This window comes from Brevundimonas sp. KH_058, from assembly GCF_057838505.1.
This window is the reverse complement of sequence record NZ_CM174469.1, coordinates 996,330-1,010,896: the sequence shown is the minus strand read 5'-3', so window position 1 is coordinate 1,010,896 and position 14,567 is coordinate 996,330. Positions and strand designations below refer to the sequence as shown.

The window sequence follows — 14,567 nt, the reverse complement described above, 5'->3', positions numbered from 1 at the left end:
GATGAAGCTGCTGAGTTTAGGTCCAGCGATTAGCCCCATCAGGACGATGAGCCCCGTCATCAGTAGGATCACGGCTGACAGACCCATCGGAGTAAAAAGCTTCATCTTTCGAGCCATGACTTACAATTAGCGTGTCAGAGCGTCAGTCGCCAGATGTTCCCGTTCCGTTTCAGTCCCGACGTCGCTATCTATCGCTCGTGTCCGACGAATCCGTCATCGCTGAAACCCGCCTGACCGGCGCCGAGCCGTGGGCGGGGCTGCCGCCTGCGCTCGCCACGCCGCCCGGCTCGGGTGCGGTGTGCGACGACGCGGGCGCAAGGAAGATCGGGCGGGGCGCGGCCGAGGGCGTGTTCACGACCGGGCCGGTGATGGTGGCGCATGCGTCGCTGACGGCGCGGCGGCTGGGGCTGACGCCGCCGCCGAGGTCACCCGAACTGATGGATGTGCTGGAGCTTTACGCCTTCGTGCGGCCGGCGCGGTTTTGTGCGCCGTCGCCGACGGGGCTTGCCCTGTCGCTGGGCCTGGCCGAGCCGAAATCGGCGGAGGAACAGGCGGCGGCCCTGCGCGAGGCGGCGGGCCTGTTGCTGCGCGAACTGGCTCAAGCGGCTTATCCCGAGCGCGAGGCGGCCTATGTCCTGGCGCTGACGATGCAGCGCGCGGGCTGGGCCTGGGGCGAGCGGGTGGTGCAGGCGCTGGAGGCCGGCGGGGTGCGGGCGCGCCAGCATCGCGGGTCTGGTCTGGATGTCTGGTCGCGCCTGACCGAATGGGAGGACGAGGCCCCGCGCGGCGAGGCGGGATCGGCACCGGTCGACAGCGAGAGTGCGCGTATCCGGCTGGAGAAACTGCTTCAGGCGTCTGGTCTGGACGAGACGCGACCGACCCAATCGGATTACGCCGCCGAGGTCGCCTTCGCCTTTTCGCCTCGCAACGAGGAGGGCCGGCCCCGCGTGCTGCTGGCCGAGGCGGGGACCGGCACGGGCAAGACCCTGGGCTATCTGGCGCCCGCTTCCCTGTGGGCCGAGCGGAACCAGGGGGCGGCCTGGATCTCGACCTATACCCGCGCCCTGCAGCGCCAGATCGACCGCGAGAGCCATTCGCTGTGGCCCGATCCGGCCGAACGCAAGAAGAAGGCGGTGATCCGCAAGGGGCGCGAGAACTATCTGTGCGTCCTGAACCTGCAGGACATGGTGCAGGCGGCCCAGCTGGGGAACGGCGACCTGATCGGTCTGGCGCTGGCCGGGCGATGGGCGCTGCATACGCGCGACGGCGACATGACGGGCGGGGACTTTCCCGGCTGGCTGCCCGGCCTGTTCGCCATGCCGGCGGCCCATGCGGCGGGCGCGGCGAACCTGGTGGATCGGCGCGGCGAATGCGTCCATGCGGCCTGTCCGCACTACCGCACCTGTTTCGTGGAGAAGACCATTCGCGCCAGCCGCCGCGCGGATCTGGTCATCGCCAACCACGCGCTGGTCCTGACCCAGGCGGCGTTCGACGGCGCGCGGTCGGCCCGGGGGCAGAAGCAGGACGGCGAGACGGCGGCGCTGAAGCGGATCGTCTTCGACGAGGGCCACCATCTGTTCGACGCCGCCGACAGCGCCTTTTCCGCCTGTCTGTCGGGCCAGGAGGCGGCCGAGCTGCGCCGCTGGATCCGAGGGCCGGAGGGGCGTGGGCGTCGCGGGCGCGGGCTGGAACAGCGGCTGGGCGATATGGTCGGGGACAATGAGGCGGCGCTGAAGGCGCTTCAGGACGCCATCCGCGCCTCGGCCGCGCTTCCGGGCGAGGGCGTGTCGGGCCGCGTCGCGCCTGCGTCTGGCGAGGTGAACCCCATCGGCCCCATCGAGGCCTTTCTCGCTGCCGCTCTGGACCAGCTGCGCGCGCGCACGGCCGAGACCAATACTTACGGCGGACCCGAGTTCGGCATGGAATGCGCGCTGAAGCCCGTCACCGATCCGGTCGCGGAGACCGCTCGCGCGGCGGCCCAGGCCCTGGCCGCGTTGGAGGCTCCGCTGCTGGCCCTGTCGCGGCATCTGGAAGACATCCTCGATGACGAGGCAGCCGAGCTGGACGGGTCGCAACGGTCGCGGATCGAGGGGGCGCTGCGCGGTCTGGACCGACGCGCACGCATGACCCTGCCGGGGTGGCGGTCGATGCTGGCGGCGCTGGAGGATGGGAGCGATCAGCCCGATCCTGATTTCGTCGACTGGCTGTCGGCCGAGACGGCGTTCGGCCGCATTCACGACGTGGCCCTGCGTCGCCACTGGATCGACCCGACCGTGCCGCTGGAGGCCGCCGTGATCGTGCCGTCGCACGGGGTGCTGGTGACCTCGGCGACGCTGTCCGATCCGATGCAGGATGATCCGTTCGATCTGGCGCGGATGCGGACCGGATCGGCCCGTCTGATCGATCCGCCCCGCACCCTCAAGGTCGAAAGCCCGTTCGACTATGCGGCCAACAGCCGGGTCATCGTCGTCAACGATCTGGTCAAGGACGATCCGCGACAGACGGCGGCGGCGATGCGCGAACTGTTCCTGGCGGCGGGCGGCGGGGGCTTGGGCCTGTTCACCGCCATCCGCCGGCTGAAGGCGGTCTATGAACGGTTGGGGCCGGACCTGGCGAAATCCGGCGTGCCGCTTTACGCCCAGCACGTCGATCCGCTGGAGGTCGGGGCTCTGGTGGACATGTTCCGGGTCGAGGAGAACTCGTGCCTGCTGGGCACCGACGCCGTGCGTGACGGGGTGGACGTGCCGGGCCGGTCCCTGCGCGTCCTGGCCTTCGACCGCGTGCCGTGGCCGCGCCCGGACCTGCTGCACAAGGCGCGGCGCGAACGGCTGGGCGGCAAGGGCTATGATGATGCGCTCGCTCGCGCCCGCATCGCCCAGGCCTTCGGGCGGTTGATCCGGCGCGGCGACGACAAGGGGGTCTTCCTGATGCTGGACGCCGCCACGCCGACACGCCTGTTCGCCAGCCTGCCGCCGGGAACGGATGTCCAGCGGATGGGCCTTGCCGATGCGGTGGAACTGACCCGCAGCTTCCTGAACCCCGAGACGACTTAGGATGTCCAAGACCACGCCCGCGACCGTCGCCCTGACCAAGGCCGGGGTCGCCTTCGATCTGTATCCCTACGATTACGATCCCGATGCGCCGCGCGTGGGATTGCAGGCGGCCGAAGCTTTGGGGATTGCGCCGGAACAGGTGTTCAAGACGCTGATGGTTCTGGTCGATGGCGCGCCCGCGTGCGTCATCGTGCCCTCCGACTGCGAGGTCAGCATGAAGAAGCTGGCGGCGGTGCTGGGGGGCAAGTCGGCCCAGATGATGAAGCCCGCCGACGCCGAACGGCTGACCGGCTACAAGGTCGGCGGGGTCAGCCCCTTCGGCCAGAAGAAGGCCGTGCCGACCGCGATGGACGAGACGGCCATTCTGTTCGATCAGGTGCTGATCAATGCAGGCCAGCGCGGGCTGTTGCTTGGCATCGCGCCGGAGGATGCGCGCAGCGTCGCGGATGCGGTGCTGGCTGACTTGACCGCCTAGAACGCCATGGAGCGGCGCGCTATAGGCTCCGGCATGACCGAAGCCACGACCAAGCGACCCAGCCGCAAGGGCCTCTATGCGCCCTTTATCCTCGTGCTGATCGCCTTGGCGGCCTGGACCGGCTGGTGGGTCTTTCTGACGCGCCAGATCGACACGCGGCTGGAGGCTCAGGTCCAGACTCTGCGTCAGGACGGATGGGATGTGCGGTTCGCGGGCAAGACGATCTCCGGCTGGCCCTTCCGCGCCCGTGTCGGCCTGACCCAGCTGGTGGTCGAGACGCCGTCGGGGCATGCGATCAATGCGGCCGAACTGAACGCCGAGGCCAACGCCTATCAGCCGACCAAATGGGTGGTGGTGGCGCCGCAGGGGCTGATGCTGACCCGCGCCGGCAAGGGCGAGGTCGCGGTCAAGGGCGACGCCATCCGCATGAGCGCCAGCGGCATCGACCAGCGCTGGCCCAATCTGGCGCTGGAGATGGTCAATCCGGTCTTCACGACCCAGACCGGCGCTGAACCCTTTCCCATCGCCCGCGCCGCGCGGATCGAATTCTACGCCCGGCCGCATCTGGAAGGTTCGACCACGCCGACCGACGACATCGATGTCATGTTCCGCCTGGTGGACGGCCAGGGGCGGGCGGACGGCCCCGTCGAAGGCTTCGCCCAGGACGGTCGGCTGACGACCCAGATCGAGGCCGTCATCGGCCAGGCCAGCCTGCTGAAGCGCGGCGGCGACGCGGCCGGCGTCTTCTCGGCCTGGACGAAGGCGGGCGGCGCCTTCCGTGACGTGCGCGGCGATCTGCAGGCCGGCGACAGCCGCGCCACCCTGACCAGCGCCGTGCTGAGGGCCGACGCCAATGGCCGCCTGACAGGACAGGTCGAGCTGCAGGCGCAGAAACCTCTGCCCGCGCTGGCCGGCCTGATGGCGACGCGACAGGGGCCGGTCAACCGGATCGGCGCGGCCGGGGCCGCCGCTGCGGCTGGCGCCGCCGAGGCGACGGGTCAGGAGCAACTGCCTCTGACGCTGGTGTTCCGCGACGGCCGCACCTGGCTCGGGCCCTTCCCCCTGGCCCCGGCGCCCAAGCTGTTCTGATGGCCCTGCTGGACGAACCCGAAACGAACGAGGCCCTGCTGGCGCTGGACCGCGCCTTGATCGAGGCCGTGAAGGCGCGCGTGGCGGCGGGGCCGCGCGATCGGGCCGACGCTTCAGCCATCGCCCTGCGTGGACTGCTGGACGGGGCCTCGCCTTCCGAGGCGGCGGCGGTGAAGGCGGTGTGGGGCCGACTGGAGGTCGCGACCGGCGCGGCCGTCGTCGTCTGCGGCGGCGTGGCTCAGGCTCTGGCGACCGACCGCTATGGTCTGGGATCGCGCCCCATGTCGGCCGACGACGCGTTGAAGGCGGTCGAGGCCGGGTCGCGCGCCGTGATCGACCTGACGCCCGACCGGCCGTGGTGGGGGCGGCTGCTGGCCCGGCCCGAGCTGAAGATCGTCGCGGCCCTGCCGGACGACCGGCGCGGCCGACCCCAGGCCTTCGTGGTGTCCACGGACATGTCCGGACCGACCGGCGACGACCGCAGCTTCTGGGTCACCGACAGCGGCTGGTCCGAGGGCAAGATCGTCGAGGCCCTGGGCGAGGCCGGCTTGGTCGCCGATCCGCTGGCGGCGGCGGGCGGCTTGAAGCTGTTCATGCTGACGGGCTATGTGCAGGCCGAGGACGGGCGGCTGAAGACCGCGCCCGGCCGCCTGAACGGCGTCATCGGCGCCGCCCCCATCTATTAGTTCAAGGTTTCCCATGACCGACGCGCCCGCCCCCAAGCCCGGCATCCTCGACATCGCCCCCTATGTCGGCGGCAAGTCGTCCATCGCCGGCGTCGCCGAGCCGCTGAAACTGTCCTCGAACGAGAACATGTTGGGCGCGGGCGAGAAGGCGCGGGCCGCCTATGAGGCCGCGATCAAGAACATCCACGTCTATCCCGACGGCCGCGCGACCAAGCTGCGCGACGCGGCGGCCGAGATCCACGGCCTGGAGCCCGAACGCCTGATCTTCGGCAACGGTTCTGACGAGGTCTTCGCCCTGCTGAACCAGACCTATCTGACGGCCGGCGACAACATCGTCTGCGGCCAGTACGGTTTCCTGGCCTATCGGATCAGCGCCTTGGGCTGCGAGGCCCAGGTCAAGCTGGCGCCCGAGCCGAACTTCAAGGCCGAGGTCGATGCGCTGCTGGCCCAGGTCGATGACCGGACCAAGATCGTCTATGTCTCCAACCCGTCGAATCCGACCGGCAGCTACAACACGGGCGAGGAAATCCGCCGCCTGCACGCCGCGCTGGCGCCCCACATCATTCTGGTCGTGGACGAGGCCTATGCGGAATATGTGACCGAGGCCGACTGGGAGACCGCCTTCCCGCTGGCCCGCGACGCACAGAACATCGTCGTCACCCGCACCTTCTCCAAGATCCACGGCCTGGGTGGTTTGCGCATCGGCTTCGGCTATGCGCCGGTGAAGGTCGCCGAGGCCATCGACCGCATCCGCCTGCCGTTCAACGTCTCGGTGCCGGGCGTCGACGCCGCGACCGCCGCCCTGTTCGACGAGGCGCACCAGACGGCGTCGCGCGACCTGGTGTCGAACTGGAAGCCGCGCCTGACCCAGGCCCTGCGTGGCTTCGGCCTGGAGGTGCTGCCCAGCGCCGGCAACTTCGTGCTGGTGATGTTCGAAGGCGCCGAACGCGCCGCCGCCGCCAACGAGTATCTAAACACCAAGGGCATCATCGTGCGCCCGGTCGGCGGTTACGGCCTGCCCCAGGCCCTGCGCATCACCATCGGCACCGAAGACCAGAACCGCGCCGTGATCGACGCGCTGAGCGAGTTCGCGGCGACCTGATCGAAGCAAGGGACGGCGGCCGCATCCACGGCCGCCGTTCTGTCGTCAGCCGCCGAAGCGGCGGGCGACGAAGACGCCCGTGCGGATCGTGTCGTCTTCCTGGGACAGGGGGCTGTCGGCGACGTCGCCCAAACGGCGTTCGTAGTTGACCAGAGCGCCGGCGCCCCATTTGTCGCCGATCGGAACCAGCAGGAACAGGCTGGCGCCCGCGCCTTGCAGGCCGCCGCCGGGGGAATAGGCGCTGATGCCGTTCGCCGTCGCCTCGGCGGTGCTGACGCCATAATAGGCATCGGCCAGTTTGGAATCGCCGCCGCGCACATAGACCGAGGCGTTCAGCAGGCCGACCGGCGTCACGCGCTGATGGCCGACAGAGGCGTAGTATTCGGTGCCCTCGCTGACGCCCGTCACGTCGCGGCTGACCCGGCCGCCGACCACGATGTTGCCGGGCAGGCGTTTGTAGGCATAGGCGGCGACATCGGCGCCGAAGTCGGGGCGGTCCAGCGTCAGGCCTTCGATGTCGTCGGCCGAGAAGCGCGGGCGCAGTTGCAGGCCGGCGCGGAAGTCGTCGGTCTTGATCGCGTTCCAGCCCAGACCGTCCATAGGGCTGAGATAGACCAGATCGCGATAGTTGGCCGAGACCCACGGAGCGACGGTCGTCTTCGAGCCCGTGTCGCCGTTGCTGTCGTTGCGATAGAGGACGCCCGCGCCCAGATCGACGGTCCAGCCCTGGGGCGCGGGACGGATCTGCTCATAGGGTTGCGACTGGGCGAGGGCGGAGCCGGCAAAGGCGCAGGCAGCGGCGGTCGTCAGGGCGAAGGAACGCAGGAACATACGGGGAGGTTTCCTAAAAGGACGAAATCGGAAGTGCCAATACGCCTAAGCTATGCCTTTGGCTCCAGCAGCGCCAACGAAGCCGTCTCGATGCGACTTTCCAGCAACGCCATCATGGCGCCCCGCTTCAACTGGGCCGGGATCGGCTCCAGGAATTCGAACACGACCACGCCCGGATAGCGCCGCCAGCCGTGGGCGGGCCAGTGGACGCCGGAGTTGGTGGCGACCGGCCAGCAAGAGCCCTCCAGATCGCGATAGATGGCGGCGACGCCGGGCTTGTAGTCGCCGGGAACGCCCGGATCGTTGCGCGTGCCCTCGGGGAAGATGACGATCTGGCGGCCTTCGGACAGGCGCTCGCGCGCCTGGCGGGTCATGTCCTTCAGGGCCTTGGCGTGACCGGCGCGGTCCACGGCGATCATCTTGGCCTTCCAGGCGAACCAGCCGAAGAAGGGCAGGGGCATCAGCTCCTTCTTCATCACGAAACAGGCGTCGGGCAGCACGGCCAGCAGGGCCACGATGTCCAGCATCCCCTGGTGTTTCGACGCGATCAGGGCGGCGCCCGACGGCGCGTGTTCCAGCCCGCGCACCTCGACCTTGATCCCGGCGATCCAGCGCAGGCCGAACAGGACGATCTTGGCCCACAGCCGGCACACCCCCTGGGCATAGCGGTGAGACAGCAGCAAGGCAGGCGACAGGCCGACGGCGACGACCGGCATCGACAGATAGAGCCAGGCGGTGAAGAGCAGGGAACGTAGGGTGTTCACTTAGGCAGGGGCCTTTTCGTCAGGAGACGTGTCGGTGGGGGTCGTCACGGCGGCGGGTCGGTCGCGGGTGATGCGACGCACGCCCTCGCGGCCCAGAACGGCAAGATATTTCATATATTCCAGCGTCATGCGCCGCGCCGTCACCGCCGCCCGCCACCAGCGCGCATTGTCCAGCGACGGGGTGGAGATGGCGTAGGGCGTCAGTTTCACGCCCGGCAACTGGCCCCGGATTTCGACCAGCGAACGCGGCATATGATAGTCGGAGGTGACCACGATCAGGCTGCGATAGCCCTTGGCGCGGGTCCAGGCGGCGATCTCCTGGGCGTTGCCGACGGTGTCCTCGGCCTCGAAGCCCAGATCGACGCAGCAGTTGAACAGACGGCTGGAGCCGGGGGTCAGCTCACGCAGCTCCTGGCGGCGGACCTCGCGGTTGACGCCCGAGATCAGCACCCGCTCGCCCTTGCCCTGTTCCAGCAGCCGGATGGCGGTGTTGACCCGTTCGGACGACGGACCGGTCAGGGCGACGATGGCGTCGGCGCGGGCGGGATCGTCGGCGGGCGTCAGCTCGCGCACCCGATGCGCAAAGGCGAACAGGCCGACCAGCCAGATCAGGGCCGCAATGGCGATGACGCTCAACAGTCTCATGCGCCTCCCCGTTCTGTCGGCCTGCCTGACGCCAGCACCCGCATGGCGGCGAATCTCGCCGCGAGAACCGCAACCGTAGCCGCGAGCAGCGGGCATGGCGAGAGCAGCGCAAGGTCGCTCCAGGTGATCGGCAACGCCGCCGACAGCCCGTCCGATCCGCCCAGGAACCTGAGAAAGGCCAGCAGGATCGCCGCCAGCCCGGCCCCGATCGCGCCCGCGCCCGCCGCCATCAGGCCGAATCGCCGCTGAAACAGCCAGGCGATGGCCCCGTCGGTTGCGCCGTTCAGGCTCAGGGTCTCGATCACGCCTTGCCCGGCCGCCAGACCCGCGCGGGTGGCGTAGGCGATGGCGGCGGCGGCGGCGAAGGCGATGGCCAGGAAGGCGGCGCCGGCCAGGGCCGTGATCAGGGCGGCGGACCGCTCGACCTCGCCGCGCCACAGACTGTGGTCGTCCACCGTCGCATCCAGCCCGGCCTCGGCCAAGGCGCGGCTCAGCGTCACGGCGCTGGCGGGCGCCTGGGCGTTCAGCCGCACCGTCACCAGATGCGGCACGGGCAGGTCGGGCAGGACGGCGTCGCCCAGCCAGGGGCGCAACAGGTCCTCGGCCGCCTTGCGGCTCAGGGCGGCGGCTTCTTCCACCCCATCGACGCCCGACAGGGTCTCGGCCGCGCGGGCGGCGGCGGTGTCGCCGGTCTCGCCGACGCTGGGGCGCACCTGCACCGTGGCCTCGGCGCCCAGTTGCCGGGCCCAGCCGTGGGCGGCGCGGTCGGCGGCCGATGCGGCGACGGCGGCTAAACACGCCAGGAAACACAGGACCGCGATGACGGTCATCAGCCACGGCTCACCGGCCGCGGCGGGCGGCAGCAGGCCGGGCCGGCGGCTGGACAGGCTGAAATCGGCCAATCTTATTCGGGGTTGGCGGATCATGCGGCGACCCGCGACGGTTCGCTCAGACGCCCGGCATCCAGCCGCAGGACGCGTGCGCCCGACCTCTGGGCCAGGGCCTCGTCGTGGCTGGCGATCAGGACGGTAGCCCCCAGCTTGTTCAGCGACTGGAACAGCCGCAGCAGCTTGTCGGCCATGACGGCGTCCACGCTGCCCGTCGGTTCGTCCGCCACGATCAGGCCGGGCCGGGTGATGACGGCGCGGGCGATGGCCAGCCGCTGTTTCTCGCCGCCGGACAGGGCGGGAGGCCGCGCATCCATCCTGCGACCCAGGCCGACCCATTTCAACATCTCCTGCACATCGGCGGCGTAGTCGGCCTCCGACCCGCCGGCCAAGCGCAAAGGCAGGGCGACATTGTCGAAGGCGGACAGGTGGTCCAGCAGGCGGAAATCCTGGAACACCACCCCCATGCGCCGTCGAAAGGCGGGGATGTCGCGCCGGTCGATATGGGTGACATCCGATCCGAACAGGCGGAGGGTTCCCGTCCTGGGCCGGTCCGCCAGCGTCAGCAGACGCAGCAGCGAAGACTTTCCGGCTCCTGACGGCCCGGTAAGGAAGTGGAAAGAGCCACGCGGCAGAATGAGGTTAATGTCCCGAAGCACGTCGGGCGCACCCGCATAGCCGAAACCGACGCCCGACAGGCGAACGGTCTCAGTCACGGGAGCGGGTTCGGCGGGCGAGGGCGGCATGGTATGTGTTTCAGGAACAGGGCGCGGCGTCGCGCCTTACGGGAGGGGGCGACAGCCTCGCAGTCAGCCACATGATACTGACCTGCCCGGCCTGCGCCACCAGCTATTTCATTCGTGACGACGCGGTCGGTCCAGAGGGCCGCAAGGTCCGGTGCCAGTCGTGCGGCGAAGTGTGGCGCGCGACGCCCGACGAGCCGCTGGAACTGACCCTGACGCCCGAGCCTGTGGTCGCCCCCGCCGCTCCAGAACCGGAGCCTGCGCCGACCGCCAGTCTGGCCGAGACGCCGGCGCCCGAGCTGCCCCGCGCCTTCCGCGCTCGCGCCGACCGCCAGAAGAAGCTGCGTCGCGCCGCCGCCCACGGCGTCGTCTGGGCGGGCCTGGCCAGCGTCTTCATCGGCCTGATCGTGGCGGCCTTCCTGTTCCGGGTCGAGATCGTCCAGGCCTTCCCCAAGGCGGCCTCGGCCTACAAATTCTTTGGCGCCACGGTGAACCCGGTCGGGCTGGACTTCGAGGCCCTGACCGCCAAGGCGGCGCCCGGCCATCCCGGCATGGTCGTGGTGTCCGGCGCCATTCGCAATGTGCGCGACGTCGAGATCGTGTCGCCGCCCGTCCGCGTCGCCCTGGTGGACGCCAACGGCGCCGAGGTGGGCTTCAAGATCGTTCAGATCGACGCCGCGCCGGTCTTGCCGGGCAAGGTTCAGGGTTTCGCCGCCCTGATCCCCGATCCGGGCGGACACGGCGCGGGCATAGGCGTCGATTTCGCCCCGGCGAAACCTGCCCCGGCCAAGCCGGCCGCCGGGCATGACGATGACAAGAAGGCTGAGGCGCTTGCAGCGCATGGCTCTCAGCCGGCTGCCGACCATGCGCCTGCTGCAGCGGATGCTGCGGCCGCCCACGGCCTGCGCTCGGCGACCGCGCCTGGCGCCGATGCGCCGAACACTGCGGCGCCGATCGACGCGCGACCCGTGGGGGCGGTGGACAAGGGGCATGGTGAGGCGGTATCGCCCTCGCATCATGGCTGATCCCTCCCCGACGCCGACCGTTCTCCTCTCCGAGACCGAGGTGGCGCGCATAGTCGCCGACCTGGCCCAGCGTATCGCCCCGGTGATCGACGACGAGACCGTCGCCGCCGTGCTGCTGACCGGCGGCCTGTGGTTCGCCGCCGACCTGACCCGCGCCCTGTCGCGTGTCGGCCGTAACGTCCGCTTCGACGCTCTGTGGCTGGCCTCTTACGGCGACGAACAGACCAGCCGGGGCCGCATCGACGTCTATGCCCCGTTCCAGCGCCCGATAGCCGGGCGTCGCGTCCTTATACTGGACGACGTGTTCGACACCGGCCTGTCGCTGGCCGAGGCGGTCCGCATCGCCAAAGAGGCCGGCGCGTCCGAGGTCCTGACCTGCGTCTTCGCCAGGAAGCCCTGGCCCGCGCCCCGTGCGCCGGAACCGGACTTCGTCGGCTGGGAGGCGCCGAACCGCTTCCTGGTCGGCTATGGCCTGGACCACGCTGGAACCCTGCGCGGCCTGCCCGACATCTGCGCCCTGGATTGAGTCCGGGGACTGAGGCGTCAGAGGCCGCGACGACGGGGGATAATCCGTCCGGGGCTGAATTTCCGCCGGGTTCGGCGTTGACTCTCAGACACCCTTCCGTATATGTCGCCGCTCTTCGCCGCCCGGGGTGCCCTCGGACGGCGTATCTTTTTTTGCGTTTGCGCTGAGGCTTCAACATGTACGCGGTGATCAAGACCGGCGGCAAGCAGTACCGGGTCCAACCGGGCGACACCATCGTCGTCGAAAAGCTCGACGGCGATGCCGGCTCGGAGCTGAAGTTCGACAGCGTCCTGATGCTGGGCGGCGACAAGGGCGTGACCCTGGGCGCTCCCCTGATCGACGGCGCCTTCGTCGGTGCGACCCTGGTCGAGACCCGCAAGGGTGAGAAGATCAAGATCTTCAAGAAGACCCGTCGCCAGGGCTATCGCCGCACCAACGGCCACCGCCAGATGGAATCGGTCCTGCGCATCACCGGCATCGACGGCGCCGGCGAGACCGCCACGTGGGACGGCACGGTCGATCTGACCACCAAGGCCGAGATCAACCTGCGGGCTCGCAACCTGGCCACGCGCGACGCTTCGTCTTCGCTGGGTTCGACCTCGACGGTCGTGACCGACGTTGACGGCGCCGAGGTCAAGGGCGTCGTGGTCGAGAGCTCGGCTCCCGCCCAAGACTCTGGCAAGAAGGCCCCGGCCAAGAAAAAGGCCGCGCCCAAGGCTGAAGCCGCCGGCGACGAAGCCTAAGACATTCACCGGCGCCTCACGGCGCCAGACAGTTCAGAGTGACGTCCTCAGTAGGCCGAAAGGCCGGTAGGACACTCAAGAAAGACGGAGCGGCAAGATGGCTCACAAGAAATCCGGTGGTTCGTCGCGTAACGGTCGCGACTCCGAGTCGAAGCGCCTTGGCGTGAAGAAGTATGGCGGCGAGCGCGTGCTGGCCGGCAACATCATCGTGCGCCAACGCGGCACCACCTTCCACCCGGGTGAGAACATCGGCATGGGCCGCGACCACACCCTGTTCGCCCTGACGCACGGCGCGGTGAAATTCACCAAGAAAGCGGGCGGCCGTTGTTACGTGTCGATCCTCGCGGCCAATGACGACGCCCAAGTGGCAATGGCCGCCGAGTAACGCGATCTGGACCTTCCTGGATCGGCGTTGCTTCTGAAAGCAGCCGATCCGGACCAGGGATTATATTCCGCGGGGGAGTCTGGATCACCAGGCTCCCCGTTTGCGTTTCCCCGCCTCGAAGACCGTCCGAGCCCTTCAAGGAGACGGTTGAAGATCCGAGGCAACGCCCATGTGCGTCATCGAAACCTCTCCCGTCGTCGAGACCCGGCGCCTGGTGTTGCGTGCGCCCGCGCCCCAGGACGCGCCGCGCATCGCGGCCCTGGCCAACGACCTGGACATCGCGCGCATGACCAAGCGCATGCCCCACCCGTTCCACATCGGCCATGCCGACGATTTCGTGCTGCAGGTGGCGTCTCAGGATCCGCGACGGGCCAACACCTTCGTCATCGATCACGAGGACGTGGGGCCGATCGGCGTGATCGGCCTGTTCGAGGGCGAGGATCGCGTGCCCGAGACAGGCTACTGGATCGGGCGCGAATACTGGGGTCGGGGCTTCGCCACCGAGGCGCTGGACGCCGCCTTGGTCTGGGCCAGCCGCAAGTGGAAGCGTCGGGCGCTGGTCGCCGGCCATTTCGCCGACAACCCGGCGTCCGGTCGCGTGCTGGAGAAGGCGGGCTTCCTCTACACCGGCGAGACGCGCCGGGCGTGGAGCAAGGCGCGTCGGGCCGAGGCGGACACCCGCATGATGGTCTGGCTGGCCTGAACGGCCGGCCAGGCGTCAGCCGCCGGCCATGGTCGGTCCATAGACGGCGGCGGCGGTGATTAGGCCGACCACCAGCATGGCGCCCGCGCCGGCGATGAAGGTCGCGATGGTCTTGGACCGGCGTCGCCGCATCCCGCCCGCCTTGTATTTGCGGATGATGACCGACGGCCCTCGCGTAAAGGCCTCGGACCCTATGATGTTGTGTTGGGACATGAAAAGCGCTCCCCGAACTCTCGCACAGAAGCGGCGATCAGTCCGGGGCGCTCGTGGTCAGAAGATGGCGATCCGCGTTACCGGGGTCGCATCTTCGTGACATGGCTCTATCGGGTCACAGGGTGACGGTGACGACCCGGCCGCCGCGCGTCTGCACCGACTGCATCAGCACCAAGGGCGCATCGCCCGAGGTCACCGGCACGATCAGGAACCAACCGCCGTCGGGCAGGCCGTCGAAGCGGAAGCGGCCGTTCTCGCAGCGCTCGGAGCGGACATAGCCCCTGTAGTCGGCGTTGGCGTCCGGCACGGTGCGGGCGCGGACCACGGCGGCGGGCACGGCCGCCCGCTGTGTCGAGCCGTACAGGGTGCGGAACCGGGCGCGGGTATAGGGGGTGTCCGGCGTCAGGCCGGCCGAGCCGACGCAGGAGAAGGTCTTGCCATCCTGGGCGAAGGCGACCTGACCCTGGATACTGTTGCGGCCGGGCATCTGGGACCAGCCGAAGTCGCCTTCGTTGAAGGCCGCAGGCCCAGCATAGGGCAGGCCGCCTCCGGTCGTGGGGGCGCAGGCCGAAAGGGCTGCGGCGGCGAGGGCCAGGGCGAGGCCGGGCGCGGCGAAGGGGCGGATCGACATGGGGGCTTCCTCCGGTGATCGTCACGGTCGCGGGGGACGACCAAGCCCACTATCGCACGACCCGGC

At 69.4% G+C, this 14,567-nt stretch carries 17 protein-coding genes; 10 read left to right on the top strand and 7 right to left on the bottom strand.

The genetic code is table 11. The features are described from left to right. Positions 1–197: 197 nt before the first annotated feature. The 5 genes from AC3ISA_RS04795 to hisC are packed head-to-tail and all read left to right on the top strand — an operon-like array spanning position 198 to position 6,405. Entirely contained in the window at positions 198–3,053 is a 2,856-nt protein-coding gene (locus AC3ISA_RS04795; RefSeq protein WP_489179567.1) for an ATP-dependent DNA helicase, read from the top strand. A gap of 1 nt (position 3,054) precedes the next feature. Then, complete coding sequence (ybaK, locus tag AC3ISA_RS04790) at positions 3,055–3,528, top strand: Cys-tRNA(Pro) deacylase (RefSeq protein WP_489179566.1); 474 nt, start codon at positions 3,055–3,057, stop codon at positions 3,526–3,528. 33 nt (positions 3,529–3,561) lie between these two features. Further along, entirely contained in the window at positions 3,562–4,617 is a 1,056-nt protein-coding gene (locus AC3ISA_RS04785; RefSeq protein ID WP_489179565.1) for a DUF2125 domain-containing protein, read from the top strand. After that, entirely contained in the window at positions 4,617–5,303 is a 687-nt protein-coding gene (locus AC3ISA_RS04780) for a hypothetical protein (protein WP_489179564.1), read from the top strand. Before AC3ISA_RS04785 ends, AC3ISA_RS04780 begins: the two co-directional genes overlap by 1 nt. Positions 5,304–5,316: 13 nt before the next feature. Continuing rightward, a complete protein-coding gene (hisC, locus tag AC3ISA_RS04775; RefSeq protein ID WP_489179563.1) occupies positions 5,317–6,405 on the top strand; it encodes a histidinol-phosphate transaminase in 1,089 nt (362 codons plus the stop codon). 45 nt (positions 6,406–6,450) lie between these two features. On the opposite strand, the gene AC3ISA_RS04770 is transcribed toward hisC, so the two are convergent. From AC3ISA_RS04770 to AC3ISA_RS04750, 5 genes are read right to left on the bottom strand one after another with little or no spacing between them, the layout of a single operon-like run. After that, positions 6,451–7,236: a MipA/OmpV family protein gene (locus AC3ISA_RS04770; RefSeq protein ID WP_489179562.1), complete on the bottom strand. Its 786-nt coding sequence runs from the start codon at positions 7,234–7,236 to the stop codon at positions 6,451–6,453. A gap of 50 nt (positions 7,237–7,286) precedes the next feature. Then, complete coding sequence (locus tag AC3ISA_RS04765; protein WP_489179561.1) at positions 7,287–8,000, bottom strand: lysophospholipid acyltransferase family protein; 714 nt, start codon at positions 7,998–8,000, stop codon at positions 7,287–7,289. After that, positions 8,001–8,645 (bottom strand): YdcF family protein, encoded by a 645-nt coding sequence (locus AC3ISA_RS04760; RefSeq protein ID WP_372692364.1) that lies wholly within the window; start codon positions 8,643–8,645, stop codon positions 8,001–8,003. Then, the gene (locus tag AC3ISA_RS04755; protein ID WP_489179560.1) at positions 8,642–9,571 is read right to left on the bottom strand and encodes a cell division protein FtsX; all 930 of its coding nucleotides are present in this window, start codon (positions 9,569–9,571) and stop codon (positions 8,642–8,644) included. The genes AC3ISA_RS04760 and AC3ISA_RS04755 overlap by 4 nt, the downstream gene beginning before the upstream one ends. Continuing rightward, positions 9,568–10,278, bottom strand: a complete 711-nt coding sequence (locus tag AC3ISA_RS04750; protein WP_372692366.1) for a cell division ATP-binding protein FtsE — start codon at positions 10,276–10,278, stop codon at positions 9,568–9,570. The genes AC3ISA_RS04755 and AC3ISA_RS04750 overlap by 4 nt, the downstream gene beginning before the upstream one ends. Before the next feature lie 71 nt (positions 10,279–10,349). On the opposite strand from AC3ISA_RS04750, the gene AC3ISA_RS04745 reads away from it, so the two are divergent. The 5 genes from AC3ISA_RS04745 to AC3ISA_RS04725 all read left to right on the top strand — a co-directional run bounded on the left by AC3ISA_RS04745 (position 10,350) and on the right by AC3ISA_RS04725 (position 13,657). Further along, a complete protein-coding gene (locus AC3ISA_RS04745; RefSeq protein WP_489179559.1) occupies positions 10,350–11,300 on the top strand; it encodes an MJ0042-type zinc finger domain-containing protein in 951 nt (316 codons plus the stop codon). After that, positions 11,293–11,826 (top strand): phosphoribosyltransferase, encoded by a 534-nt coding sequence (locus AC3ISA_RS04740; RefSeq protein ID WP_489179558.1) that lies wholly within the window; start codon positions 11,293–11,295, stop codon positions 11,824–11,826. The genes AC3ISA_RS04745 and AC3ISA_RS04740 overlap by 8 nt, the downstream gene beginning before the upstream one ends. A 176-nt stretch (positions 11,827–12,002) precedes the next feature. Next, positions 12,003–12,569: a 50S ribosomal protein L21 gene (rplU, locus tag AC3ISA_RS04735; protein WP_372692369.1), complete on the top strand. Its 567-nt coding sequence runs from the start codon at positions 12,003–12,005 to the stop codon at positions 12,567–12,569. Positions 12,570–12,666: 97 nt separating this feature from the next. Next, the gene (gene rpmA / locus AC3ISA_RS04730; RefSeq protein ID WP_159848772.1) at positions 12,667–12,954 is read left to right on the top strand and encodes a 50S ribosomal protein L27; all 288 of its coding nucleotides are present in this window, start codon (positions 12,667–12,669) and stop codon (positions 12,952–12,954) included. A 169-nt stretch (positions 12,955–13,123) separates the two neighbouring features. Further along, complete coding sequence (locus AC3ISA_RS04725; RefSeq protein WP_489179557.1) at positions 13,124–13,657, top strand: GNAT family N-acetyltransferase; 534 nt, start codon at positions 13,124–13,126, stop codon at positions 13,655–13,657. Between the two features lie 15 nt (positions 13,658–13,672). On the opposite strand, the gene AC3ISA_RS04720 is transcribed toward AC3ISA_RS04725, so the two are convergent. Continuing rightward, positions 13,673–13,870, bottom strand: coding sequence for a hypothetical protein (locus tag AC3ISA_RS04720; RefSeq protein WP_372692371.1), 198 nt, complete (start codon positions 13,868–13,870; stop codon positions 13,673–13,675). 115 nt (positions 13,871–13,985) lie between these two features. Beyond that, complete coding sequence (locus AC3ISA_RS04715) at positions 13,986–14,501, bottom strand: hypothetical protein (protein ID WP_489179556.1); 516 nt, start codon at positions 14,499–14,501, stop codon at positions 13,986–13,988. Positions 14,502–14,567 lie beyond the last annotated feature (66 nt).